This window comes from Pararhizobium mangrovi (genome assembly GCF_006516965.1).
Lineage (GTDB): Bacteria > Pseudomonadota > Alphaproteobacteria > Rhizobiales > Rhizobiaceae > Pararhizobium_B > Pararhizobium_B mangrovi.
On the sequence record NZ_VHLH01000001.1, the window covers coordinates 229,736 to 254,103 of the forward strand.

Genomic DNA, 24,368 nt, shown 5'->3' on the forward strand with positions numbered 1-24,368 from the left:
TTCCTCCCTTTTCGCGGCTCCTCAGAGCCAGGTGTCGTAGTCGGAAACGAGAAGGTGAAGCGGCGCCTCGTCCTCCTCGACGGTGGAAAAGCGGCCGATGTCTTCATGGAAGATGTTGTCGGTCGCATCGTCGTTGACGGTGGAAACCTCGCCGATGAGCACGTCCTCGCCTTCGCCCCAGAAGGCGTGCCAGATGCCCGGCATCAGCGTGACGCTCTCGCCGGGAGCGAGCTTGAGGTGGCCGCCCGCTTCGAGCGTGCGCATGACGCCGTCGCAGGGCACTGTCACCTTGCTCTGCCGGTCGGGGCTGCCATCGGCCGCCTTTTCGTAGAGCTCGATGACGAGCGTGCCGCCGCCGCGATTGATGATGTCCTCGGCCTTCAGCTCGTGCCGGTGCATGGGCGAGAGCTGGTCCTTGCGCGAGATCATGATCTTTTCGGCGTAGAGCATGCCCTTGCCCTTCTTCAGGTCGTCCATGCGCCCGTTGCGCACGGTGAAGAGGAAGAGCCCCATCTTCGAAAAGTCGCCGGCGCCGTAGTCGGTGATGTCCCAGCCGAGGCGGGCCGCGTCGATCGCCTTGGCGTCGTCGCCGACGCGCGTCTTCATTTCGTCGGGCGACCAATAGGCGAAGGGCGGCATGACGTAGCCGAAGGAACGGATGAAGCTGTCGCTTTCGCGGATGATCGCGTTGATTTCGGAGCGTTTCATGGGTGGTTTCCTTGAGCGGAAGGCGTGGCCGAACTGGCTTGCAGATCGTAGATGCGAAGATCTGCCGGGGCCTCGCCCGGCACGGCCGGAATGAAGACGATGCCGAGCGGTTCGCCGGGCAGCACGTCCACCGCGTTATCCGAAAAGACGCCTTCCGTCGACGTTTCCAGAAAGACGTAGAGCGCGGGATCGTCGCTCGTCAGCATAAGGCCGGTCGTGCCGTCGGCGCGGGCCTCGCTCATGATGCGAATGTCGGCGGCCTTCAGCTCGAGGCCCTTGTAGGTGGCGGGCGCCAGATGCTCGCCGCCGGCCATGCCGTTGTCGGCCGTCCAGCGATAGAGCAGCATCTCGCCGTGGGCGAGATCGGCGGCGTCGACCTCCGCGAAAGTCGTGGCCTCGTCCGTTCCGCATCGCGTTTCGGCCTGGAAAAGCGTGCGGGTTCCCTTTGCCGGATCGAGCGCGAAGACCGTCAGCGAGATGGCGACGGGATCGGTCGTGTCGTTGATCGCCGAAAAGGAAAAGCGGTCGTTGTCGGCGGAGGGAATGGCGACCACGTTGACAGGGCTGAAGAAGCGCCTCGCCAGATAGTGCAGCGCCTTCCAGCGGCCGCCGTAGTCGAGGCTCGCCCAGGAGGCGACGGGCCACGTGTCGTTCAGCTGCCAGTAGAGCGTGCCCATGCAGTGGGGTTTCAGCGCGCGCCAGGCGTCGACCGCGGTGCGGATGGCGAGCGCCTGCTGGATCTGGCTCAGATAGACGAAGTTCGCGAAGCCTTCCGGGTAGCGGAAATAGCGGAACATCGTCTCGGCGATGCGGGCGTTGCCGCCGGCGTTCTTCTGGTGCGATTCCATGACGGGCGCTGAGACGTTCATGTCGCGCTCGCCGGCGAAGGTCGCGATCACCGGCATCGAGGTGAAGGACTGGAAGCCGAATTCCGAACAGAAGCGCGGACGTACGGATCGGTACATGTCGAAGGATTCTCCCTCGTGCCAGACCGACCAGTAGTGCATGTCGCCGGAATTGTCCTTGTGCCACGCATCCGCATAGTCGAGCACGCCGGACGCCGGGCTCGACGGCCACCATTGCGCCTGCGGCGTGGCGCGCTTCAACGCGTGCTCGATGGTGCGGTTCAGCCGGTCGTAGCTGACGAGGTAGCGGTCGCGGTCGGCGATCGATTCCTTGAACCAGGTGAGCGCGCCCACCAGTTCGTTGTCGCCGCACCATAGCGCCAGCGAAGGATGGGAGGAGAGGCGACGTGCCTGATGGTCCACCTCGGCCTCGACCTCGGCGAGGAAGTCCGGCGTCGAGGGGTAGAGGTTGCAGGCGAACATGAAGTCCTGCCAGACCATGAGGCCGAGCCGGTCGCACAGATCGTAGAAGTCCTCGCTTTCGTAGAAGCCGCCGCCCCATACGCGGATCATGTTCATGTTGGCCGCGACGGCGGAACGCAGCAGGCCCTCCGTCTTCGCGCGGCCGGAGCGCGAGAAGAGCGCGTCGGCGGGGATCCAGTTGGCGCCGCGGCAGAAGATTTCGCGCCCGTTCACTTCGAAGGCGAAGCGCCGACCGGCCTCGTCCGGCTCGTCGATCAGGCGGATCTCGCGAAAGCCGATCGTCCGCTCCTCCCGTTCGAACGGCGTTTCGACGACCAGCGTATGAAGCGTTTGATCGCCCGCGCCGGCCGGCCACCACAGGGACGGATCCTCGATGTCGATCGTCTCGACGACACGCGTGTGGCCGGGGGCGAGCGGACATTCCACATGCCGTTCGACGCCGGCGACCGCGATGTCGATGGGCAGCGTGCCGGCCGTCTCGCCGTGGAGATCGATCGTCAGCGTCAGCGCGACGGTCTTCGCCTGCCGGTCGTGTTCCTGGCTCACGGCGAGCGCCTCGATGCGGGCCGCGCCGGTTCGCCGGAGTACGATCTCGCCGTAGAGCCCGAGCGGGGCGATGGCGATGTTCCAGTCCCAGCCGAAATGGCTCTGTGGCTTGCGCAGCATGTTGCCGTGGGGAAGGGGCGAATTGCCTTCGTGATAGGGCACGGGGAAGGGCTGGGCGGCGTAGCGGGCGGCACCCTCCGAAAGGCTCGAGCGGATCACGATGTCGATGCGGTTCTCGCCGGCGCGAAGCGCGCTCGCGACGTTCTCCCGGTAACGGCGGAAGGTATTCTCGGTGGCGAGCACCGCAACGCCGTTGACGGCGATCTCGGCGACCGTATCGAGCCCGTCGACGTCGAGGATCCAGTCGCCGGCCGAAGCCTGTTCGTCGCTGAGCGCGAAGGTTCGCGAAAGGCGCCAGTCGCGTTCGGCGACCCATCTGACGGCGTATTCGTTGCGTCCGACATAGGGGTCTTCGATAATGCCGGCGGCAAGGAGCTCCGAGTGCACGTCGCCCGGCAGATCGATCCGGCAGGCATGCGCGCCGTCCTCGCTTGAAAGGTCCCAGATGCCTGACAGGTCGAGGGCGTCGGTTTTGGTATGGGTGGCCATGGCGGTTCCGGGGTCTTCAGGAAAGGGGTCGGCCGGTGGCCGGAATGCACGTCAAAGTCGCTCTCCGCTCTTTGCGTCGAAGATCGAGGCGAAGCGCATGTCGAAGACGAAGGGAACCGTCTGTCCCGGCGGGTAGCGCGCATCGGCCGGGCATCGCGCTGCGAGCGTGCGCTCGCCGGTCCTGATCCAGACGAGCGTATCCGGGCCCATCGGCTCCTCGATGTCGATCGTCCCGCGCAGCGCGGCCTCGTCGCTGTTCGTACCCATCTCGCCGATGCGGATATGTTCCGGCCGGACGCCGAGCGACACCGCGCGTCCGGGTTCGACCTTCGGCGCGAGGTCGCAGGGAAGGGGCACCTTCATGCCGTCCGCATCGAAGACGCGACGGCCGTCCTTTTCGAGGATGCTGCCTTCGAAGAAGTTCATGGAGGGCGAGCCGATGAACTCGGCGACGAAGCGGTTCTTCGGGCGGTTGTAGATCGTCAGCGGATCGTCGAGCTGCTGGATGACGCCGCCTTTCATGACGGCGATGCGGTCGGCGAGCGTCAGCGCCTCGATCTGGTCGTGGGTGACGTAGATCATCGTGTTTTCGAGCCGCTGGTGCAGGCGCTTGATCTCGACGCGCAGATCGACGCGCAGCTTGGCGTCGAGGTTCGACAGCGGCTCGTCGAAGAGGAAGACGTCGACGTCGCGCACGAGCGCCCGGCCGATCGCGACGCGCTGGCGCTGGCCGCCGGAAAGATGCGCCGGCTTGCGCTTGAGCAGCGGCTCGATCTGCAGGATTTCGGCGGCCCGCGCCACGCGCCGTTCGATGTCGGCCCTGTCGTGGCGCGCGACGCGCAGGCTGAAGCTCAGATTCTTCTCGACCGACATCTGCGGATAGAGCGCGTAGGACTGGAACACCATGCCGATGCCGCGATCCTTCGGCTCTTCCCAGGTGACGTTGCGCCCGGAGATCCAGACCTCGCCGTCGGCGACGTCGATGAGGCCGGCGATGGCGTTCAAAAGGGTGGACTTGCCGCAGCCGGACGGGCCGAGCAGGACGAGGAATTCGCCGCGCGCGATCTCCAGCTGGAGGTCCTTGATGACGTCGAGGGCGCCATAACTGATCTTGAGGTCGCGAACGGCAACGGAAGTGTCCATCGGTCTACCCCTTGACGGCGCCGGCTGCGATGCCGCGCACGAACCAGCGTCCGGAGACGAAGTAGACGACGAGCGGCACGAGAGCGGTGAGGATGGTGGCGGCCATGTTGACGTTGTAGGCCTTGGTTCCCATCGTCGTGTTGACGACGTTGTTGAGCTGCACGGTCATCGGCAGGTGCTGGCGACCGGCGAAGATCAGCCCGAAGAGGAAGTCGTTCCAGATGCCCGTCACCTGCAGGATCAGCGCGACGACGAGGATCGGCCCCGACATGGGCAGGATCAGCCGGAAGAAGATCGTCCAGAAGCCGCCGCCGTCGACCCGCCCGGCGCGGAAGAGGTCGGCCGGCATGGCCTCGTAGTAGTTGCGGAAGAGCAGCGTCATGATCGGCAGGCCGAAGATCGTGTGGACGATGACGATGCCGGGCAGGGTGTTGTAGAGCGAGACGAAGGAAAGCATCCGCACCAGCGGATAGATGAAGACCTGATAGGGGATGAAGGCGCCGAGAAGCAGCGTCGTCAGCACGATGTTGCCGGCCTTCGGCCGCCAGAAGGACAGCGCATAGCCGTTGATGGCGCCGAGCCCGATCGACAGGATGACGCTCGGCACGAGGATCTCGAAGGAATTGAGGAGGCCGACACGAATGCCGTCGCAATTGGCGCCGGTGCACGCCTTCGACCAGGCGACGATCCACGGCTCGATGGTCGCCTTCGAAGGCAGGGCGAAGATGCTGCCGTGCTGGATCTCCGGCATGGTCTTCAGTGAGGTGACGAGCATCACGTAGAAGGGCAGGAGGAAGAACACGGCCGAGACGAGCAGGAAGGCGTAGAGGCCGATCCGCCCGGCGGTCATGCGCTGCGGCTTCGGGCCGCGCGGGGTTTCGGCGGCGGTGTGCGTCACGAGGCTTCTCCCGGCCGGCGGCGCAGATACTGGCTGTAGAGCCACGGGCCGACGACGACGAAGACGGCGACGAACATGACGCTCGCCGCAGCGGTCGCGAGCGCCACGTTCTGGCGGTTGAAGAGGTAGTCGATGACGAACTTCGCAGGCACTTCCGTCGAAATGCCCGGGCCGCCGCCGGTCATGGCGACGACGAGGTCGTAGACCTTGACGACGGCGATGCCGAGAAGGACGAGCGCGGTGACGAACATGCCCGAAAGCATGGGGATCACGACGCTGAGATAGATGCGCCAGGCCGGTATGCCGTCGACGCGGGCGGCCTTCCACAGGTCCTCGTCGATGCCGCGAAGGCCGGCGAGCAGGATCGCCATGACGAGGCCCGCCGATTGCCATATGCCGGCGAAGGCGACGAGATAGATCGCCCGGTCGCCGCGGGCCAGCCAGTCGAAGGAAAAGCTCGACCATCCCCACGCATGCATCGCCTGCTCGATACCGAGCGTCGGGTTGAGGATCCACTGCCACACGAGGCCGGTGACGATGAACGACATGGCGTAGGGATAGAGGAAGAGGGTGCGCAGAATGCCTTCGCCGCGGATCTTCTGGTCCAGGAAGACGGCCAGCAGGAAGCCGAGCACGAGGCATCCGACGATGAAGATCACGCCGAAGATCGCGAGGTTCTGTACGGAAACGACCCAGCGATGGCTGTCGAAGAGCCGGTCGTACTGCTTCAGGCCGACCCAGTCGTAATGCGGGAAGATGCCGGAACTCGTGAACGAGATGCGGATCGTCCACGCGATCGTGCCGATATAGGCGAAGATCACGATCAGCCAGGACGGAATGAGCGCCGTCTGGGCGGCGACGTTGCGCAATCGACGCGGTTTCACGGGGACCAGACCTCCTCGGGCGGGCGAACGGCGCGAACCGGAGCGAGCCAAAGACGTTTTTCGCGAGGCGGCGGACGCACCGTGGCGCCCGCCGCAAACCGTTGCCGGCCTATTTCGCCATGATGTCCGCGAAGTTGTCGACGAACGCCTGGGGCGTCATGCTCTTGTCGGTGAAGAAGGACGAGACGAGATCGGTCAGCGATCCGGTCAGGTCCGGAGAGATCAGGATGTCCGAACTCGGAACGTAGTCTTCCTTCTTCAGGAGGTTGACGCCCTTCGTCGCGCACGCGTCGAGATCGTCGGTCGAGATGTCGGTCAGGACCGGCACGGACCCCTTCTCCTTGTTGAAGGCGACCTGGACCTTCGGTTCGAGCATCACCTTGGCAAGCAGGTCCTGGCCCTTTTCGTCCTTGGCGTTCTTGGGGAAGACGAAGACGTCGCCGCCGATCCAGAAGGCGTTGTGGCCGAGGCCGGGAATGCAGCCGACGTCCTTGCCGGGCACCTTGCCGTCGTGGGTGATCTCGCCCTTTGCCCAGTCGCCCATGAAGTTGAACCCGGCCTTTCCGTCGATCACCAGCGCGATCGCCTGGTTCCACTGCCGGCCCTGCATGCCGTCGTCGACGTAGTTCCGAAGCTTTCCGAAGGTCTGGGCGACCTTCATGAAGGCGTCCGACTTGATCGCGTCCGCGCTGCGGTCCTTGACGACGTTCATGTAGAGGTCCTTGCCGCCTTCACCGATGAGCACGTTGAAGAAGGTGAGGACCTGCGTCCACGCGTCGCCTGCCTGCGCGAGCGGAATGATGCCGGCCTTCTTGAGCGCGTCGGCATCCTTGAAGAAGTCGTCCCAGCTCTGGGGCGGCTTCACGCCGGCCTTGTCGAGCGCTGAATTGGAGTACCACAGCCAGATGTTGGAGTGGATGTTGACCGGCACGGCATACATGTGACCGTCCTCGGTCACGGCGCTGAGGAGGACCGGGTTGATCTCCTTCTTCCAGCCGTACTTCTGCGCAAGCGGGTCGAGATTGCGCAGGAGGCCGTTCTGGACGAGCTCGTCGAACTGCTTGCCGGTGTTGAACTGCATGGCGTCGGGCGGGTTGCCGCCGACGATCCGGTTGATGCCGTTGGTGCGTGCCGCATCGCCGCCACCGCCGGCGACCGCGGCATCGACCCAGTTGCCGCCCTGTGCGTCGAACGCCTTCTCGAACTGTTCGACCGCCGCGTGCTCGCTGCCCGACGTCCACCAGTGGATGACCTCGGCCTTGTCCTTGCCGCCGTCCGATCCGCTGCTCTGGGCGGCGGCCGGTACCGCCGCGAGCAGACCCATCGCGGTGCCGAGCAGGGCATACTTCGTCACTGAACGCATCATTGTCTCCTCCCATCTGAAACGTTGCCGTAAACGGTAAGAGAAACTGAAGCGCTTGGCAATCGCCGGATCCCGAGTTTCCGTCGGACGACAGGATTTGCTGCAGTGCAGGGCGATAAAGTGGCAATTATTGCCGCGGTGCGGCACAGAAAACGCGCGGCTGACACGATCTATCTTCCGTGAACAAACCACTGTATCGTTGCAGCCAATGTCCCGCTGAAAGAAGAAAACGTGCCGCTCGCCTAGCCCGGGTCGCCGTCGGCGGATAGGAGGCGTCATGGTACGATCTCACGGCACGTCGGGAAAACCCCCCGGTCAGCAATCCCGGCCGACCCTCAAGACCATCGCCTACATGACTGGCCTCGGCGTGACGACGGTTTCGCGCGCGCTCAAGGATGCGCCGGACATCGGCGCGGCGACGAAGGAGCGGGTTCGCCTCGTCGCGCGCCAGGTCGGATACACGCCGAACCGGGCAGGCGTGCGCCTTCGCACCGGGCGCACCTACGTCATCAGCCTCATCCTGCCGACGGAGGAGGAGGTGATGGGCCTGACGAGCGAGATGATCTGCGGCATCTCCGAGGCGCTCGCCGAAACGCCGTACCACCTGATCGTCACGCCCTACCGGCATGGCCAGGACCCGATGGAACCGGTACGCTACGTGCTGGACACGGGCTCCGCCGACGGGGTCATCATCTCGCGCACCGAGCCGGACGATCCGCGCGTGCGATACATGATGGAGCGCGACTTTCCCTTCGCCACGCACGGGCGCACGGAGCGAAACGGCATCCATGCCTACCACGACTTCGACAACTACGTCTTTGCCGTGGACGCGGTGAAGCGCCTCGTCGCGCGCGGCCGGCGGCGGCTGGCGCTGCTCGCGCCGCCGAAGCACCTGACCTACTACACCCACACCCAGCGCGGGTTTTCCGATGCCGTCGCAGCGGTCGATGCGGAGGAAATCGTGCTTTCCGGCGTTTCGATCGACGACACGATCCCCGACGTCAAGGATTACATCCAGTCGGTGATGGCGCGCGGCCACCGCCCGGACGGGATCGTGAGTTGCGCGGGCGGCGCGACGATCGGCGCGGTTCCGGGGATCGAGGCGGCCGGACTGAAGCTCGGTCGCGACGTCGACATGGTCTCCAAGCAGTCCGCCGACGTCCTGGAATGGTTCCGCCCGGAGATGATGGTGACCTTCGAGAACATCCGCGAGGCGGGAAAGACGCTCGCCCATGCCCTCATCGAGCGCATCGACGGCCGGCCGGCCGCAGAGCTGCAGTCGCTCGACGCACCCGTCGCGGAAGATCCGCCCCGGGTCGGCGCGGACGTCTGATCGCCGAACCCGCTTCGTCGCCCGTGCTTTGGGCCGAGAGCCTTTCAGGTTTATACGGAAGCGCTCTGTTCGATCGTGCCGGTTTCCCACGCGAAGGCGATCGCAGCGCGATGTGGTTCATCGGGCAAGATCGCCGAACAAAGTGGGAGGGCGGCACGGTCGAACCCTTCGGGCCGACCCTGTTTGCACCATGACGCTTCGACGAAGGCTCGACCGTACCACCAGTACGCTCGTCGCCATCCGTCTCGGTCCTGACGCAAACAGGGTCGGCAGAGCGTTTCCGTATGAACCTGAAAGGATCTAGCGCGTGTAGCGCCGTGCGATCAGCCAGAACAGGCAGACCCAGAGCGAACCGAAACACCAGCCGGCCAGCACGTCCGTCGGGTAGTGCACGCCGAGATAGACGCGGCTGGAGCCGACGAGCACGGTCATGAAGAGACCGCAGCCGAAGACGAAGGAACGCAGCCGCCAGTTGACCTGCGCACGGGCGAGCAGCGCGCCGAGGGTGAGGTAGGTGACGGCGGAAAGCGTGGCGTGGCCGCTCGGAAAGCTGTGCGTCGTCACGTCGACGAGGTGCGGAACGATGTCGGGACGCGCCCGCGAAAAGCCGAGCTTCAGCAGCTTCTCGAGGATGGCGCCGCCGCCGACGGAAAGGCCGACGAGAAGCCCGAGCCGAACGCGCCCTGCGACCAGCAGATAGGCAACGGCGATCGCGGTGACGATGGTGAGGATCGTCGGGCTGCCGAGCGCGGTGATGTCAGTCACGGCCCCCTTCAGCCAGGCCGGGCCGATGGGCGTGCCGAGTTTGCCGGGAACCCGCAGCGCGAGCAGGACGGTGCGGTCGAAGGCGCCGCTTTCGTTTTCGACGACATCCTCGATGATCTTGCCGAGCGCCAGGATCAGGCCGGCGACGATGCCGACGCCGGCGAGGACGCGCGGCTCCAGCGGCAGGTAGGTGAGCCAGCGTTTGGCGGCCGATCTGATTTCCGCGTAGGTCATGCCGCCTTTCGCACCCTTCCGGGCATCTTCTAAACCGCGCCGATCGCGGCCTGGAACGCACCGAACAGGCGGTGCATCGCCGCACGCTTGTAGGGGAAAACGGACGGCGAATCCAAGTCGTGAACGATCATCGCGGTATCGGCCTCGAACAGGAGAAGCCGGCCGTCCGGCATCTCGGCGCAGTCGATGCCGAAATAGTCGAGACCGATCGCCGCCGAAAGGGCCGCGAAGGCGCGCGCGTGTCGCCCGGCGAAATCGGTGTCGAACGCTTCCATCCAGCGTGCCTCCTCGAGGCGTCGCTCGTCGCGTTCTTCCATCCGCGCGCTCAGGTAATGGACCATCCAGTGGTCGGATACGGCGAGATGCACGGGGAAGGGGCGACCGCGGATGAAGACGATGCGCTGCTTGCGGTAGAGCCCGTCGGCGTTCGAATAGTCGACGAAGGGGGAAACGGAAAAGGCGTCTTCGGCCTGTGTGGAAAGGTAGCGGGAAAGGCCGGCGCGGTCCTCGATCCGGGCGGTACCCTGGCCGCCATGCGCATCCCGCGGACGCACGACGATGGGATAGGCGATGCCGGCGCCGAGATCGGCGAGGGTGCCCGAACCTTCGGCGATCGCCGCGAGCATGGGTTGCCCGGCGTCCACGGCGACCGGCGCATGGATGCCCGGGCTTCCTTGCAACAGGGCCGGGACGTCCTGTCGGGTGAGCGCGGCGATCCGGTCCGGCGAACCGTTGAGGAGCGGGACATGCTTCCAGCCCTCGACGAGATTCGCGCACCGAGCGAGGATCCCGGCATTGGCGTCGCTCGGGCCGATCGCGAGGATGGCGCCGGCGAGATCGGGGATCTGCGGCGGGGCCTCGGTGTTCGCATCGACATAGCAATGGAAGGCGACGGCGTCGGATCCTTCGAGAAGGAAGTCGACCGGGGTGTTGGCCATCATGTCGCCGCAGGCGACGAGGATTGCGACGCGCGGTCCTTTCCCGGTGCCGTGGACGCGACGATAGACCGGCTGGACGGTCGTCGCCGCGCGCTCGATCTCGAGCGCCGTCGCGCGCTCCCCGGTGGCCTGCAGGAGGACCGAAAGATCGATCCATGCGCCGACATCGGCCGGGTCTGCTTTCGTGCGTTCGATGCGCTCGGCGCGCAGGGGATCGACGTTGCGGCCTTCGTAGATCGGCCGCAGCAGCGTCGCGAGGCCACTGATCGCCGGGACGTCGTCCATCGTCACGGTGCCCGGCGGAGCGGCATATGGCGGTTGACGTCCTTGTAGAGCAGGTAGCGGAAGCGGCCCGGCCCGCCGGCGTAGCAGGCCTGCGGGCAGAAGGCGCGCAGCCACATGAAGTCGCCGGCCTCGACCTCCACCCAGTCGGCGTTGAGGCGGTAGACGGCCTTGCCCTCGAGCACGTAGAGGCCGTGTTCCATCACGTGCGTCTCGGCGAAGGGAATGCTGGCGCCCGGCTCGAAGGTGACGATCGTCACATGCATGTCGTGGCGCATGTCGGTCGGATCGACGAAGCGCGTGGTCGCCCAGCGACCCTCGGTTCCGGGCATCGGGGTCGGCGCGATATCGGCCTCGTCGACGACGAACGCCTCCGGTGCGTCGATCCCCTCGACCGGTTCGTAGGCCTTGCGGATCCAGTGGAAACGCACAGGCTCTTCGGTGTCGTTCTTCACCTGCCAGTCGGTTGCCGGAGGAAGGAATGCGTAGCCGCCCGGCGCAAGGCGATGGGTCGTTCCTTCGAGCCCCAGGGTGAGCTCGCCGCCGACCACGAACAGCACGCCTTCCGCTTGCGGGTCGGGCTCGGGCCGGTCGCTGCCGCCACCGGGGGCGACTTCGACGATCATCTGCGCGAAGGTTTCCGCGAAGCCCGAGAGCGGGCGGGCGAGCACCCAGGCCCGCGTGCGCTCCCATGCGGGAAGGGCGCTGGTGACGATGTCGCGCATCACGCCCTTCGGGATGACGGCATAAGCCTCGGTGAAGACGGCGCGGTCGGTCATCAGGTCGGTCTGCGGCGGATGGCCGCCGGTCGGGGCGTAGTAGTTCGGCATTGCCATGGCGGCGCATGATCCTCCGCGCGATTCGACGGTCGCGCGAAGGGTGCGACGCCGAGGCCACGGGCGCAAGCAGGGCAAGGCTCGCCGGGATCTCACCCGCGAAACATATGGTCGCAGTGGCCGCGTGCGAAGCAGGAAGGTTGCGTCGTTTGCCGGTCTTGGCTATATCGCTACCCATGCATGGCGCGATCGAAGCATTTCCTGGCGGTTTTTCGTACGGCTTCTCCGGCCGGACGCCGCATGCATGCGCGCTGAACTCGCTTCTTCTCCTCGGCCTTATCCGCGGTTGCCGGGTTTCCTGAGAGGAGCGCCCGGCGGCCGATAACGCCGCGCCGGCGCCCGCTCCTCGCTCACCCAACCGAATTTCGTCGATAGTCCGGATCTTTCGCGCGACGACGCGTTTGCCGGAACCAGCAGAAGTGAAGCGATCATGAGCGATCAGAGTTTCGAAGCACCCGTCGAGGGGCGTCCGTCGAGCGTCGAGGAGCGTGCCGGCAAGAAGGGCATGCCGAGCGCGGCGCGGAAATACCATGCCTATCCGAGCGTCGACCTGCCGGACCGTCACTGGCCCTCGCGCCAGATCACCAAGGCACCGATCTGGTGCTCCGTCGACCTTCGCGACGGCAACCAGGCGCTGGTCGACCCGATGGGCCACGACCGCAAGGCGCGCATGATGCGCCTGCTGCTCGACATGGGCTTCAAGGAGATCGAGATCGGCTTTCCGGCCGCATCGCAGACCGATTTCGACTTCACGCGCTGGTGCATCGAGGAAGGCGACGTGCCACGCGACGTCTCGCTGCAGGTGCTCGTCCAGTGCCGGCCGGAACTGATCAACCGCACGTTCGAGTCGCTCGCCGGCGCGCATCGGCCGATCGTGCATTTCTATAATTCCACCTCGGAACTGCAGCGGCGCGTCGTCTTCGGCAAGGATGTCGCGGGCATCAAGCAGATTGCCGTCGACGCGGCGAAGATGATCACCGACATGGCCGCCGCTGCGGCCGGCGGCAAGGAAGGCTACCGCTTCCAGTATTCGCCGGAAAGTTTCACGGGCACGGAACTGGAAGTCGCGCTCGAGATCTGCAACGCGGTGATCGAGGAAGTGCAGCCGACGCCGGACGACAAGCTGATCCTGAACCTGCCGGCGACCGTCGAGATGGCGACGCCGAACGTCCACGCCGACCAGATCGAGTGGATGAGCCGGCAGCTCGACAAGCGCGACTCCGTCATTCTTTCCGTCCATCCTCACAACGATCGCGGCAGCGCCATCGCCGCCACGGAACTCGGCCTGATGGCCGGCGCCGATCGTGTGGAGGGAACGCTCTTCGGCAATGGCGAGCGCACCGGAAACGTCGATCTCGTCACCCTGGCGCTGAACCTGTTCACGCAAGGGGTCGATCCCGAACTCGACTGCTCGCGTATCGAGCACATGAAGGAAGTCTACGAATACGCCAACCAGATGGGCATCCACGAGCGCCATCCCTACGTCGGCGAACTCGTCTACACCGCGTTTTCCGGCTCGCACCAGGATGCCATCAACAAGGGCATGAAGGCGATCCGCGAGGCCAACAAGCCGGAATGGGAAGTGCCGTACCTGCCGATCGACCCGCGCGACGTCGGCCGTTCCTACGAAGCGATCATCCGGATCAATTCGCAGTCGGGCAAAGGCGGCATCGCCTATGTCCTGCAGGCCGACTACGGGCTGAACCTGCCACGCAACCTGCAGATCGAGTTCCGCGAGATCGTTCAGGCGATGACGGACGAGGGGGGCAAGGAACTGCCTTCGAAGGCGATCCACGCGACGTTCATGCGCATCTATGTCGACCAGCCGGATGCGCGCCTGAAATTCGTCGATCATCATTCCTTCGCCGATCCGGAAGTCCGGGGACGGCGCATCGTCGAGGCGACGGTCGTCGACAACGGTGTGGAGACGACGATCGAAGGGCGCGGCACCGGCCCGCTCGACGCTTTCGTGAATGCGCTGTCGAAGCATGTCGGCGTCGAAATGGCCGTCGCGGACTATTCCGAGCATTCCCTGCAGCGCGGTTCGAACGCTGCGGCGATCAGCTATGTCGAGATGGAGCATCCCGGCGGAAAGCTCTTCGGCGCCGGCGTGAACACGAACATCTCGGCCGCCTCGATGGAAGCCGTGGTCGCGGCGGCGAACCGCGTGCTCGAAGCGGGGTGAGATAGAAGAGCCGGCCACGACGCGTCCGGCCAGGATCCGCAACGTCATCCTCGGGCTCGACCCGAGGATGACGTTGCAACACGACCGGAGTTGCGCGGTAGCAAGTCATGTCCCGCCGATCGCTCGGGTCTCGACCTTCGACGCCGAGAAAGCGGTGGCGGGGTTAGATCCTCGGGTCGAGCCCAAGGATGACGCGGGGAGGGCCGGTGTGGCTCAGGACTGGCCGATCGGGCGGTGTTCGCGGGCTTTGGCGACGGCCGTCGACGACAGGTCGTCGCTGGAGCGCATGTGGAGGCCCGACATGTCCTTTTGGAAGCGGTAGCTTTCCCGCCGGCACTGCCAGGCGCCGGGTTCGCCCTCGATGACGAAGAGGTTGTGGCCTGCCGGCGGGCGGCGTCCGCCGGCACCCTGGCTTGCCGATGGAACACCGACGACCGGCACCGTCACGCGGCGCGTGTGGAGCCAGTGCATCGTGTCCTCGTGGGTGTGGCCGTGCAGGACCAGTTCGGCGCCGCCGGTGCTGATCGTGGCGGCGAAGCGGCGGATGCCGATCAGCCGCTTGTGCCAGGGAGCGAGGTCGCGCATCGGCGGATGGTGGATCATCACCACCCGGAAGAGGCCTTTCTCGCGCGCGTAATGCAGCAGATTGACCGTACGACGCGCCTGGCCGCGGCCGAAATAGCCGCTGGCGAGGAAGGGCGGCGTCGCGTTCGCCGTCGAGATGCCGATCAGCGCCACGTTGTCGCGGATGCGGATATAGGGAAACATCTTGTCGCCGGTGACGGATGTATGCGCCTCGTCGCCCGACATCCAGGGCCGCCAGGCCTTGCAGATGCGCTCGTAGGCGCCCGGCACATAGGCGTCGTGGTTGCCGGGGATGATCGAGACCTTGTGCGGATCGCCCGTCGCCTCGAGCCAGGCGTGCGTGGCGGTGATCTCGTCCTTGGTGGACAGGTTCATCAGGTCGCCGGTAATCGCCAGATGGTCCGGGTTGCGGCTTTCGATGTCTTCGAGCAGGGTCTCGAGCACGTCGCCGACGAGGAGCTTGCGGCGGTTGCGCCTCCAGTTCACGTATCCGGTGATCCGCTTGGAGGCGAGCTCCTTGAGCGACAGGGAGGGCAGGGGCCCGAGATGGACATCGGAAATGTGGGAAAGACGATACATTCCATGAGACCTAGCGGGGTTACGGGTACGCCGCAAGGCGAGGTTGCCGAGACAGTGCACGGCGAGCGTCCTTCAATCAAGGAGTGGGCGACGATCCGCATGCTGCACGTGTGGTTCCTCCTGACCCGTTCGATGACGCTCGGCGTGCGTGCGGCCGTCTTCGACGAGGCGGGACGGGTCTTCCTCGTGCGCCACAGCTACATCGCCGGCTGGCACATGCCGGGCGGCGGCGTGGAGCGCGACGAGGCGGCACGCGAGACGCTGGAAAAGGAACTGCGCGAGGAAGGCAATCTCGAACTGACGGGAGAACCGCAGCTTTTCGCGGTCTATTTCAACCGCGCGACGAGCCGGCGCGACCACGTTCTGTTCTACCGGTGCGACGCCGCCCGCCAGACATCGGCGAAGGAATCCGACAGCGAAATCCGGGAGGCGGGCTTCTTCGCCCTCGATGCGCTGCCCGAAGGCACGAGCCAGGCGACGCGACGCCGGCTCGCCGAGGTTGCCGGCGAGGCCGAAGCCTCGCCGTACTGGTGAGCGGGCGCGCTGCAGATTACGCCGCAGCGCGCATCGTCTCGCGTCCGTGCGGGGCCTCGAAATCGATTTCGGGGCCGAGGGGTACGATCCGCGTCGGGTTCACCATCGGATGGCTCATATAGTAGTGGTTCTTGATGTGGCGGAAATCCACCGTCTCCTTTACGCCCGGCACCTGATAGAGCTCGCGCGCATAGGCCCACAGGTTCTCGTAGTCGACGAGGCGCCTACGGTTGCACTTGAAGTGGCCGAAATAGACGGGGTCGAAACGCACGAGCGTGGTGAAGAGACGCCAGTCGGCTTCCGTGATCCGGTCGCCGGCGACGTAGCGCTGGCGTGACAAGCGATCCTCCAGCCAATCGAGCGTGTCGAAGAGTTCGAGGAAATGCTCTTCGTAGGCGTCCTGCTCGGTGGCGAAGCCGGTCTTGTACACGCCGTTGTTGACGGTGTGGTAGACGCGCTCGTTCACGGCCTCGATCTCTTCGTGCAGTTCCGGCGGATCGTAGTCCGGCGTGCCGGCGGAAAGCTCGGTGAAGGCCGAATTGAACATGCGGATGATGTCGGCCGATTCATTGGAGACGATCGTCCCGCGTTTTTTGTCCCAAAGCGTCGGCACGGTGACGCGACCCGTATAGTGCGGATCGGCCTTGGTGTAGATCTGGTGCAGGAAGTCCGCGCCGTTGACGGGATCGAGCGTGCCGCCGTCGCGACCCACGAAGGCCCAGCCGTTCTCGCCCATGAAGTAGTCGACGACGGAGACGTCGATCGCCTTTTCGAGCTTCTTCAGCGTGCGGAAGATCAGCGCGCGGTGGGCCCATGGGCAGGCATAGGAAACGTAGAGATGGTAGCGTCCCGCCTCGGCTTCGAAGCCGCCTTCGCCGCTCGGTCCCGCACTTCCATCGGGCGTGATCCAGTTGCGAAAGCCCGCACTTTCGCGCTTGAAATGGCCCTTGTTGCTTTCCGTGTCGTACCACACATCGTGCCAGACGCCGTCGACGAGCTTGCCCATGGTCGAACCTCCTTTGGATGCAACGGAAGGTATCGCATGCCGGTTCCGATGCGAGGGTGCAGACGATGAACGGTGCGTTTTTGCGTTGAAGCGGGGGAGGGAGCGTGCTACCCGCACAGCGCCTCGAGACGGGAAGGGCCGATGAGCAAAGCGGAGAACCGGCGACGAAGCTGATCCGGCGCGTTCGTGCACGAGCGAACGCGAGCGACGCTTTGTGCCGTTTTCTCATCCCGCCGGGGCCAGCATGCCGATTTCCGATTTCGTCTTCCTGAGCGAAGACCCCTCGCACGAAACCGTCATCCAGACGATCAACGAAGAGGCTTTCGGGCCGGGGCGCTTCACGCGTGCGGCCGAGCGCATCCGCGAGCAGGGTCCGCACGACCGCCGGCTTTCCTTCGTGTGCGCCAATGGCGGTGCGATCGTCGGCTCCGTGCGCATGACGCCGGTTCTTGCGGGCGGCGTTTGCGGGCACCTCCTCGGCCCGCTTGCCGTGCGACCGACGCACAAGAAGCTCGGCATCGGGCGGGAACTGGTGCGCATCGCACGGTCTGCGGCGGCAAAGGCCGGCAGCGAGGCCGTGCTGCTCGTCGGCGATCCGCCCTATTACCGCCCGCTCGGCTTCGAGCCCGTCCTGCCCGCGGGCGCACTCGCCTTTCCCGGCCCCGTCGATCCGCATCGCGTGCTCGTCGCCGCGAACGCGTCCGACGTCGCCGGTCGTCTCGTCGGAATGGTGAGGCACGCGTGTCCGTCGTGATGGCAGCCGTAATTGGCGTTGCCGCGAATGGAGCGATCGGCTAATTTTGATGCGTCAGAAAAGGAGAGGCCGGTGCGGTTGGCCCGGCCCCCGCTGGTGCGGGTCCTGACCGTCGCGACGCGATCTGCGTTATTTCGCAATGCGATCCGAGTCCCATGGCCTTCAGCGCTTCCGCACTCCCGCGGCGGCGAACGAAAGGTTGATGGCATGCAACAGCAGATCTCCGTAATCACCCTCGGTATCGCCGACCTCGCCGTTTCGCGGCGCTTCTACGCCGAAGGTTTCGGCTGGGAGCCGGTCTTCGAGAACGAGAGCATCGTCTTCTACCAGATGAACGGGCTGATGCTCGGCCTGTTCGCGCAGGAAGAACTCGAAGCCGACATGAACCGCACCGGCCTTGTGCGCCCGGGCGCCTTCACGCTTGCGCACAACGTTGCCGGCAAGGAGGACGTCGAGCCGGCGATGGAGCGGCTGATCGAAGCCGGCGGCACGCTGCTTCGCGCCGCCGACGCCCCGCCGCATGGCGGGTTCCGCGGCTACGTCGCCGATCCGGACGACCACGCTTGGGAAATCGCCTGGAACCCCGGCTGGCCGATCGACGACGAAGGGCATGTGACGTTCGGTCTCTGAACGACGGCTCGAGGAGCGCTTCCGAGCGAACCGGAAGCGCTCCATAAGCGTTTGATCTCTGTCGGGAACGCTGACGATGAGCCTTCCGGACGGCCGCAGAAGCATGGCCTATCGAAAGGATGGCCACCCTCTCCACCCGTCATCCTCAGGCTCGACCAGAGGATCTGACCCCGGTGCCATACGAGCGGCGTGCCGAGCAGTACTGCGCACACCCGACACCTTAATCGGTGGGAAAGGTGGTTAGATCCTCGGGTCGAGCCCGAGGATGACGTCGGTGCGTGAGGAAGACGTCGGAGAGGAAACGACGGCCTCGTTTGAGAATAAAGAGATGAGAAGGAACCGTCACGGGTTTGCCTTCAGTAGCCGAGATTGGTTTTCCACCGAAGAATGAACGGCGCTAGCGGCCCTCGCGATACCAGGTCGAGCCGAGGGCGAGGAGGAGGATGGCGAGGCCGAGGAAGCCCGCGAAGAGGGGCATGCGGTTCACGCCCCTCAGCACCGATTCTCCGCTTTCCTGGAGCGCGATGCGGTTGCCGCTCGACGAGCGCACCTCGCCGTCGACCGGAATGATCGGTGGTGTCTCGACGCTGCCGCCCGACGGCGCGACGCGGGTGTCGACGCCGTGGGTCGCGTCGGTGATGGGAGCGAGGCGTTCCGTCGTCGAGACGGTTCGCCGGAATTCCGGTGCGTTGACGGCGCCGACATGGGCAAGTGCCGTCTTGTCGCCCTCCTTGACCGTGAAGAGGCCGGTTTCGGGCGCGCGCATGGTGGCGCGATAAAGGCCGGGCTCGGCCTTCTTCAGGGGCACGGTCCGCGACGAGCCGTCCGGCATCGTTACGGTCGCGTCCGGCGCGCTGTCGCCCATCGTCTGGCGCTCGATGGTGAGGTCGTGGCCCTTGGCGCTCGCGCGCAGCGCCTCCTCGTCGAGGGAGGGCTCCTTCATCAGCCAGTGGGCGATGCGCCGGTAGAGATCGACATACGGCCCGCCGCCCTCGAAATCGCGCGCCCAGAGCCAGCCGTCGTCCGAAAGCAGCATGGCGACGCGGCCCTTCTCCACACGGTCGAGTACGAGCAGGGGTTCGTCGTCGGCGCCCGTCAGCACGGTTTCGCCCTTGGGGTCGCGCGTGTCGATGGTGCGGAACCAGCGGCCCCAGTCCGGCGGGTTCGTGCCGGCACCCGGCAGGTCGCGGGTGACGGGGTGCTTCTTCCCCGCGTCGGACAGGCGCGGACGGAAGCCCTTTTCCGCGACCGAACCCGTCGGCATCGCCGGCAGGACGGAGGCGAGCGGCGTGTCGGCGATCGTGTCGGAGCCGGCGTATTCCGGACCGGCGGCGACGAGCAGGGCACCGCCGTCGCGCACGTAGCGGGCGATGTTGTCGTAGTAGAGGATCGGCAGCACGCCGCGGCGCTGGTAGCGGTCGAGCACGATCAGGTCGAACTGGTCGATCTTCTGGACGAAGAGTTCGCGCGTGGGAAAGGCGATCAGCGAAAGCTCGTCGATCGGCGTTCCGTCCTGCTTTTCCGGCGGGCGCAGAATGGTGAAGTGCACGAGGTCGACCGACGGATCGGCCTTGAGCAGGTTGCGCCAGGAGCGTTCGCCCGAATGCGGCTCGCCGGAAACGAGCAGCACGCGCAGGTTCTGGCGGATGCCGTCCATCAGCGCGACCGTCTCGTTGTTGACGGGGGTGATCTCGCCGTCGAGCACGGGCGTGGAGAACTCGACGATGTTCTGTCCGCCGCGCGGCACCTTGAATGTGAACGGCATCTGTTCGCCGACGGGCACGGAGCGGCGCGCGGTCTCTTCGCCGTTAAGCCGAATGTCGACGTCGGCCGTATCGCCAGACGCCTTACCGTCGTCGTTGACGCGGAAATAGATCGTCTGTTCCTCGCCGACGATACCGAAGCGCGGTGCGCGCACGACCTCGATGCGCCGGTCGGTCTCGCCTTCGTGGCCGGTGATCAACGCGTGGACGGGGGCCTTGAAGCCGAGGGCGCCGGCATCCGACGGAATGTCGTGAACCTCGCCGTCGGTGATCATGATGGCACCAGCGACACGCGCCGTCGGCACGTCCTGCAGGGTGGAGGAGAGCGTCTCGAAGAGCCGGCTCGAGGGGGAATCGTTGCCCGGATCGTTCGTCGTCTCGGCGACGCGCACCTCGAACTGCGGATAGCGCGAAAGCTTCTGCTTGACCTGCGCCAGCGCCGCGTCCGTTTCCCGCCGGCGCTCGTCCGATTGCTGGCTCTGCGTGCGGTCGACGATGACGGCGACGACGCTCTTCAGCGGATCGCGCTGCTCCTGGAAGAGGACCGGATTGACGAGTGCGAGCACGAGGGCGGCAAGCGCGATCGCGCGGATCGCCGTGCCCCGGACGCCGCGCACCAGGCCGAGCGCGACGAGCACGGCGGCGGCGACGGCCGCCGCGACGATCAGCCAGACGGGAAGGAGGGGGTCGAAGGCGAAGCTCATCGTCACTGCCCCAGCCGTTCGAGGAGGGCGGGAATGTGCACCTGATCGGCCTTGTAGTTGCCGGTCAGCGTGTACATGACGAGATTGACGCCGACGCGATAGGCGAGCTCGCGCTGGCGCGGATCGTTCGGCACGGTCGGCAGGAGCGGCGAGCCGTCGCCATTGACGGCCCATGCGCCGGCGAGATCGTTGCCGGTGATGACGATCGAGGAAACGCCGTCGCCGGCGCGCACCGGCCGGTCGGCGCGTCCCTCGTCGTCGGGCGTCGCTTCCACCCACATCCTGCCGCCGGCGTAGCGGCCGGGAAAGCTCCTGAGGATGTAGAACGCCTTGGTCAGCACGTCGTCGTCCGGCACGGGCTCGAGCGGTGGCACGTCGAGATTGGCGAGAATGGCGCGCAGGCGCTGCGTCTGCGGCGTGACCGCGCCGTCACCGCCGAGGCTGCCGAGCTGGTCGCGCGTGTCGAAGAGCACGGTGCCGCCGTTCTTCATGTAGGCGTCGATGCGGCCGACCGCGGCGTCGGACGGCATGGCGGCGTCGGGCGCCATCGGCCAGTAGATCAGCGGATAGAAGGCAAGAGGGTCGCTGTCGATGTGGACGCCGTCGGGTGGACCGGGTTCGAGCGCGGTATGGTTGGTGAGGAAGCGCGACAGCCCTTCGAGGCCCGCCCGGCTGATGCGGTCGACCGCCTCGTCGCCGGTGACGACGTAGGCGAGATGGGTGGTGTCGATCTTGTCGAGGATGGTGCTGGCGTCGCTGCCCGTGTCTTCCTGCGCGAAGGCCGGACGGGGCGCCCCGAGCCCGCAGAGCCCCGCACCGAGGCATGCGAGGAGCAATGCGGCGCCGGTGCTCCGCCCTGCACGGGCGAGCCGGGCGGTGGAGAGCGCGCCGCCCATGACGAGCACGATGACGCTGTCGACGAGAAGCAGGAGCATGGCGAGCGCGAAGAGCCACGGCTTGAGCGCACGGGCGGCGGTGTCGACGAGCGGCGTGCGGGTGATGTCGGCGGCTTCCGGCATGGCAAGCGGTTCCAGCGTGTCGCCCGCGCGCATGAGGTTCAGCGCGCGAAAGCCGTCCTGCGTGCCGTAGAGCCCCGGCGGATTGTCGAGCGTGGGGCGTGGTAGCGCTCCCTTCCGGAGCGTCACCGGGCGGGCGTCGCCCGAAGGTTCGACGAGAATGCCTTCCGCACTCAGCAGCCGATAGGGCGGCAGGCTCTGCGGTGCACCGGCGTCGACGCCGCTTCCGTTGTCGGTGCCCCCCGTCGGGCTTGCCTTGGAAAGCGCGATGGTCTTGCGCAGCATTTCGACGAAGGCGCCGGAAAGCGGCAGGTTCGACCAGGTGGGCGTCGCGGTCACGTGGAAGAGCACGATGCGGCCTTCCCCCTCGGTCTTTGCGGTGACGAGCGGCGTGCCGTCGGCAAGGCTCGCCCAGGTGCGCTCTTCGAGGTCGGGCGAGGGCTGGGCGAGCACCTGCCGGCTGACGGTCACGTTCTGCGGCGCCTGAATGCCGGCGAAGGGGCCAGAGCCGGAGAACGCGGCGAGGTGCTGCGGCTCGCTCCACGACATGGTGCCGCCGAGCGCGCGTTCGCCGGCGCGAAGCTGAACCGGCACCAGCGGATCCTTCGCAGTCGTGCCGGCAAGGCGCGGGCCGGCGAAGCGCAGCAGCGTGCCGCCGTTGCGAATCCATTTTTCGAGCGCCGGATAGACGTCTTCCGGCAGGGTTCCGATGTCGGCCATGACGATGACCGAAGGGTTGCGCTTCAAGAGGTTCGGGATCGCCTGGGCAAGGTCGCTGTCCTCCGGTTTCAGGAGATCGGCGTAGGGCTGAAGCGCCTGCTCGATGTAGTGCAGCGGCGAAAGAAGCTCCTGCGCATTGTCGCTCGGTGCGCCGGAAACGAGCGCCACGCGCCGGCGGCGGTCGCTGTCGTCGAGCAGGTAGCTCGCGCCCGCCGAGGCGACGCTCGCGATGCCGATGCGGGCGAAATCGTTGCGCAGTTCGAAGGGAACGTCGATGGCGCCGCTTCCCGTCGCGGAGCCGGCGTCGAAATGCAGGCGGCCGGTCGCGATGGACCGCCCCTTGGCGTCATATGCGTCGAGGCCGAGGTTTTCCGCGCCGTCCGTGTCGAGCCGCGTGGCCGAAACGGTGAAACGGTCCGCGCCATTGTCGGCATCGGTAATGGCGACGGGGTTTCCATCGCCCTCGATCAGGCGGATATCGGCCGGGCCGGTTGCGATCATCCGGGAAAACGCCTGTTCGCCGCCGTTCGAGGCGATGCCATCGGCGATGAAGGCGAGCGTGCCGGGTGCTGTGCCGGAAAACGCCTCGGTAAAGCGCGCAGCCGCGCGTTCGCGTGCCGGCGGGATCGGCTGCGGCCGGGCCGCGCGCAGGCGCTCGCGCGCATTCGCGGCACTCGTCGGCGTCGGATCGTTGTCGCGGCTTGCGGTGAAGGTCAGCGAAACCGGCACGTCGGTGTCGGCGGCCTGGTCGATCAGCCGGTCGGCGGCGGCGACGCGGCGTTGCCAGTCGGGCGCGGTCGACCAGGAATTGTCGACGACGAGCGCGAGCGGCCCGCGCGAAGAGACCGTGCCGGACGTCGGATCGAGGACGGGATCGGCAAGCGCCAGGATGACGAGGGCGGCCATGACGATGCGCAGCACGGTCAGCCACCACGGGCTCTGGGCCGGCGTTTCCTCCTTCTTCAGCACCGCCGCCAGAATGCGCAGCGGCGGAAAGACCTCGCTGCGCGGGCGCGGTGGCGTCAGCCGGAGCAGCCACCAGATGACCGGGAGCGCGAGAAGGCCGAACAGCACGGCCGGAGCACCGAAGGCGAGCGGCAGCATCTAGGCGCTCCTCCGCCCGCCGGCGGGATCGCCGGACAGGCGCATATGGACGGCGATGAGCGCTTCGGAGGCCGGACGGTCGGTGCGGTGGGTGAGGAACGTCCAGCCGAGCCGCTGCAGCCGCCCGGCAAGCGTCTCGCGGCGCGCGAGATAGGCGCGGCGGTAATCCTCGGCGACGGTTTCCGCGCGCCCGGCGGTCAGCCTCGAACCGGTTTCGGGATCGCGGAACTCGGTCCGGCCTGCATACGGGAAGACCTCTTCGGCCGGATCGCAGACCTCGACGACGTGGCCGCGAATGCCGCGCCGGGCGATCGGCGCGAGACGCTCCATCGTGACCTCCGGCTCGTCGAGAAAATCGCCGACGAGGACGACCTCGCTGTACCGGCCGGCATCGAGAAAATCGGGAAAGGCCGCCGTGTCTTGCGCCTGGACGAGGGCACCGGCCAGCCGTTCGGCGGCGTTGCGCTGGGCCGTCGGTTCCATGATCGCCGGCGAGGCGATGCGTTCGCCCGAACGCGCGAGCACTTCGGCAAGTGCAAGTTGAAGCACGAGCGCGCGCGCCTCCTTCGAGGCGCGCGCCAGATCCGACTTGAAGAGCATGGATGGCGATGGGTCGGACCACAGCCAGAGCGTATGTGCCGCTTCCCATTCGCGGTCGCGCAGATAGGTGTGGTCGTCGCGGGCCGAACGGCGCCAGTCGATCCGCGCGACGCTTTCGCCGACGGTGTAGGGCCGGAACTGCCAGAAATTCTCGCCGGTGCCACGCCGCCGCCGGCCGTGCCAGCCCGAAACCGCGGTGTGCGCGATGCGGCTCGCCTCGACCAGGCAATCGGGCACGAGGGCCGCGCGCTGGCGTGCACGGGCCAGCGCTTCGGTGTTGGCGGTGCGCGAGACGCTGCGGCCGAGGCTGGCCATCGCGCC

At 66.4% G+C, this 24,368-nt stretch carries 19 protein-coding genes; 5 read left to right on the top strand and 14 right to left on the bottom strand.

Annotated elements, in window-relative coordinates:
- Positions 1 to 21: 21 nt before the first annotated feature.
- The 6 genes from FJU11_RS01110 to FJU11_RS01130 form a co-directional block, all read right to left on the bottom strand.
- Positions 22 to 708 (bottom strand): D-lyxose/D-mannose family sugar isomerase, encoded by a 687-nt coding sequence (locus FJU11_RS01110; RefSeq protein WP_141165155.1) that lies wholly within the window; start codon positions 706 to 708, stop codon positions 22 to 24.
- A complete protein-coding gene (locus FJU11_RS01115; RefSeq protein ID WP_141165156.1) occupies positions 705 to 3,191 on the bottom strand; it encodes a beta-mannosidase in 2,487 nt (828 codons plus the stop codon). The genes FJU11_RS01110 and FJU11_RS01115 overlap by 4 nt, the downstream gene beginning before the upstream one ends.
- A 51-nt stretch (positions 3,192 to 3,242) precedes the next feature.
- Entirely contained in the window at positions 3,243 to 4,334 is a 1,092-nt protein-coding gene (locus FJU11_RS01120; protein ID WP_141165157.1) for an ABC transporter ATP-binding protein, read from the bottom strand.
- 4 nt (positions 4,335 to 4,338) lie between these two features.
- A complete protein-coding gene (locus tag FJU11_RS01125) occupies positions 4,339 to 5,184 on the bottom strand; it encodes a carbohydrate ABC transporter permease (RefSeq protein ID WP_235890742.1) in 846 nt (281 codons plus the stop codon).
- Between the two features lie 44 nt (positions 5,185 to 5,228).
- On the bottom strand, positions 5,229 to 6,116 hold the full coding sequence (locus FJU11_RS18495; protein WP_235890715.1) for a carbohydrate ABC transporter permease: 888 nt from the start codon (positions 6,114 to 6,116) through the stop codon (positions 5,229 to 5,231).
- Between the two features lie 109 nt (positions 6,117 to 6,225).
- Complete coding sequence (locus FJU11_RS01130; protein ID WP_235890717.1) at positions 6,226 to 7,479, bottom strand: ABC transporter substrate-binding protein; 1,254 nt, start codon at positions 7,477 to 7,479, stop codon at positions 6,226 to 6,228.
- A gap of 277 nt (positions 7,480 to 7,756) precedes the next feature.
- On the opposite strand from FJU11_RS01130, the gene FJU11_RS01135 reads away from it, so the two are divergent.
- Positions 7,757 to 8,812, top strand: coding sequence for a LacI family transcriptional regulator (locus FJU11_RS01135; protein ID WP_141165159.1), 1,056 nt, complete (start codon positions 7,757 to 7,759; stop codon positions 8,810 to 8,812).
- Positions 8,813 to 9,112: 300 nt separating this feature from the next.
- Here FJU11_RS01135 and FJU11_RS01140 read toward each other — a convergent pair whose 3' ends face one another.
- From FJU11_RS01140 to FJU11_RS01150, 3 genes are read right to left on the bottom strand one after another with little or no spacing between them, the layout of a single operon-like run.
- Positions 9,113 to 9,811, bottom strand: a complete 699-nt coding sequence (locus tag FJU11_RS01140; protein ID WP_141165160.1) for a phosphatase PAP2 family protein — start codon at positions 9,809 to 9,811, stop codon at positions 9,113 to 9,115.
- Positions 9,812 to 9,840: 29 nt separating this feature from the next.
- Positions 9,841 to 11,034 carry an ATP-grasp domain-containing protein gene (locus FJU11_RS01145; RefSeq protein ID WP_141165161.1) on the bottom strand — a complete coding sequence of 398 codons (1,194 nt, stop codon included), beginning with the start codon at positions 11,032 to 11,034 and terminating at the stop codon, positions 9,841 to 9,843.
- Between the two features lie 2 nt (positions 11,035 to 11,036).
- Positions 11,037 to 11,867, bottom strand: coding sequence for a bifunctional allantoicase/(S)-ureidoglycine aminohydrolase (locus tag FJU11_RS01150; protein WP_141165162.1), 831 nt, complete (start codon positions 11,865 to 11,867; stop codon positions 11,037 to 11,039).
- Between the two features lie 505 nt (positions 11,868 to 12,372).
- Here FJU11_RS01150 and leuA point away from each other — a divergent pair.
- A complete protein-coding gene (gene leuA / locus FJU11_RS01155) occupies positions 12,373 to 14,052 on the top strand; it encodes a 2-isopropylmalate synthase (protein WP_181408003.1) in 1,680 nt (559 codons plus the stop codon).
- A 213-nt stretch (positions 14,053 to 14,265) separates the two neighbouring features.
- On the opposite strand, the gene FJU11_RS01160 is transcribed toward leuA, so the two are convergent.
- Positions 14,266 to 15,216, bottom strand: a complete 951-nt coding sequence (locus FJU11_RS01160) for a metallophosphoesterase family protein (protein WP_141165164.1) — start codon at positions 15,214 to 15,216, stop codon at positions 14,266 to 14,268.
- Between the two features lie 3 nt (positions 15,217 to 15,219).
- On the opposite strand from FJU11_RS01160, the gene FJU11_RS01165 reads away from it, so the two are divergent.
- Positions 15,220 to 15,750 carry an NUDIX domain-containing protein gene (locus tag FJU11_RS01165; protein WP_141165165.1) on the top strand — a complete coding sequence of 177 codons (531 nt, stop codon included), beginning with the start codon at positions 15,220 to 15,222 and terminating at the stop codon, positions 15,748 to 15,750.
- A 16-nt stretch (positions 15,751 to 15,766) separates the two neighbouring features.
- Here FJU11_RS01165 and FJU11_RS01170 read toward each other — a convergent pair whose 3' ends face one another.
- Complete coding sequence (locus FJU11_RS01170) at positions 15,767 to 16,756, bottom strand: glutathione S-transferase family protein (protein WP_141165166.1); 990 nt, start codon at positions 16,754 to 16,756, stop codon at positions 15,767 to 15,769.
- Positions 16,757 to 17,000: 244 nt separating this feature from the next.
- Between FJU11_RS01170 and FJU11_RS01175 the strand changes: the two genes are divergently transcribed.
- Positions 17,001 to 17,510 (top strand): GNAT family N-acetyltransferase, encoded by a 510-nt coding sequence (locus tag FJU11_RS01175; protein ID WP_141165167.1) that lies wholly within the window; start codon positions 17,001 to 17,003, stop codon positions 17,508 to 17,510.
- 207 nt (positions 17,511 to 17,717) lie between these two features.
- The gene (locus FJU11_RS01180) at positions 17,718 to 18,140 is read left to right on the top strand and encodes a VOC family protein (protein ID WP_141165168.1); all 423 of its coding nucleotides are present in this window, start codon (positions 17,718 to 17,720) and stop codon (positions 18,138 to 18,140) included.
- A 397-nt stretch (positions 18,141 to 18,537) separates the two neighbouring features.
- On the opposite strand, the gene FJU11_RS01185 is transcribed toward FJU11_RS01180, so the two are convergent.
- Genes FJU11_RS01185 through FJU11_RS01195 form a run of 3 tightly spaced genes read right to left on the bottom strand, consistent with a single transcriptional unit; the run spans position 18,538 to position 24,362 of the window.
- Complete coding sequence (locus FJU11_RS01185; RefSeq protein WP_141165169.1) at positions 18,538 to 20,607, bottom strand: hypothetical protein; 2,070 nt, start codon at positions 20,605 to 20,607, stop codon at positions 18,538 to 18,540.
- Between the two features lie 2 nt (positions 20,608 to 20,609).
- On the bottom strand, positions 20,610 to 23,447 hold the full coding sequence (locus FJU11_RS01190; protein WP_141165170.1) for a DUF4159 domain-containing protein: 2,838 nt from the start codon (positions 23,445 to 23,447) through the stop codon (positions 20,610 to 20,612).
- Positions 23,448 to 24,362: a DUF58 domain-containing protein gene (locus tag FJU11_RS01195; protein WP_141165171.1), complete on the bottom strand. Its 915-nt coding sequence runs from the start codon at positions 24,360 to 24,362 to the stop codon at positions 23,448 to 23,450.
- Between the last annotated feature and the right edge of the window lie 6 nt (positions 24,363 to 24,368).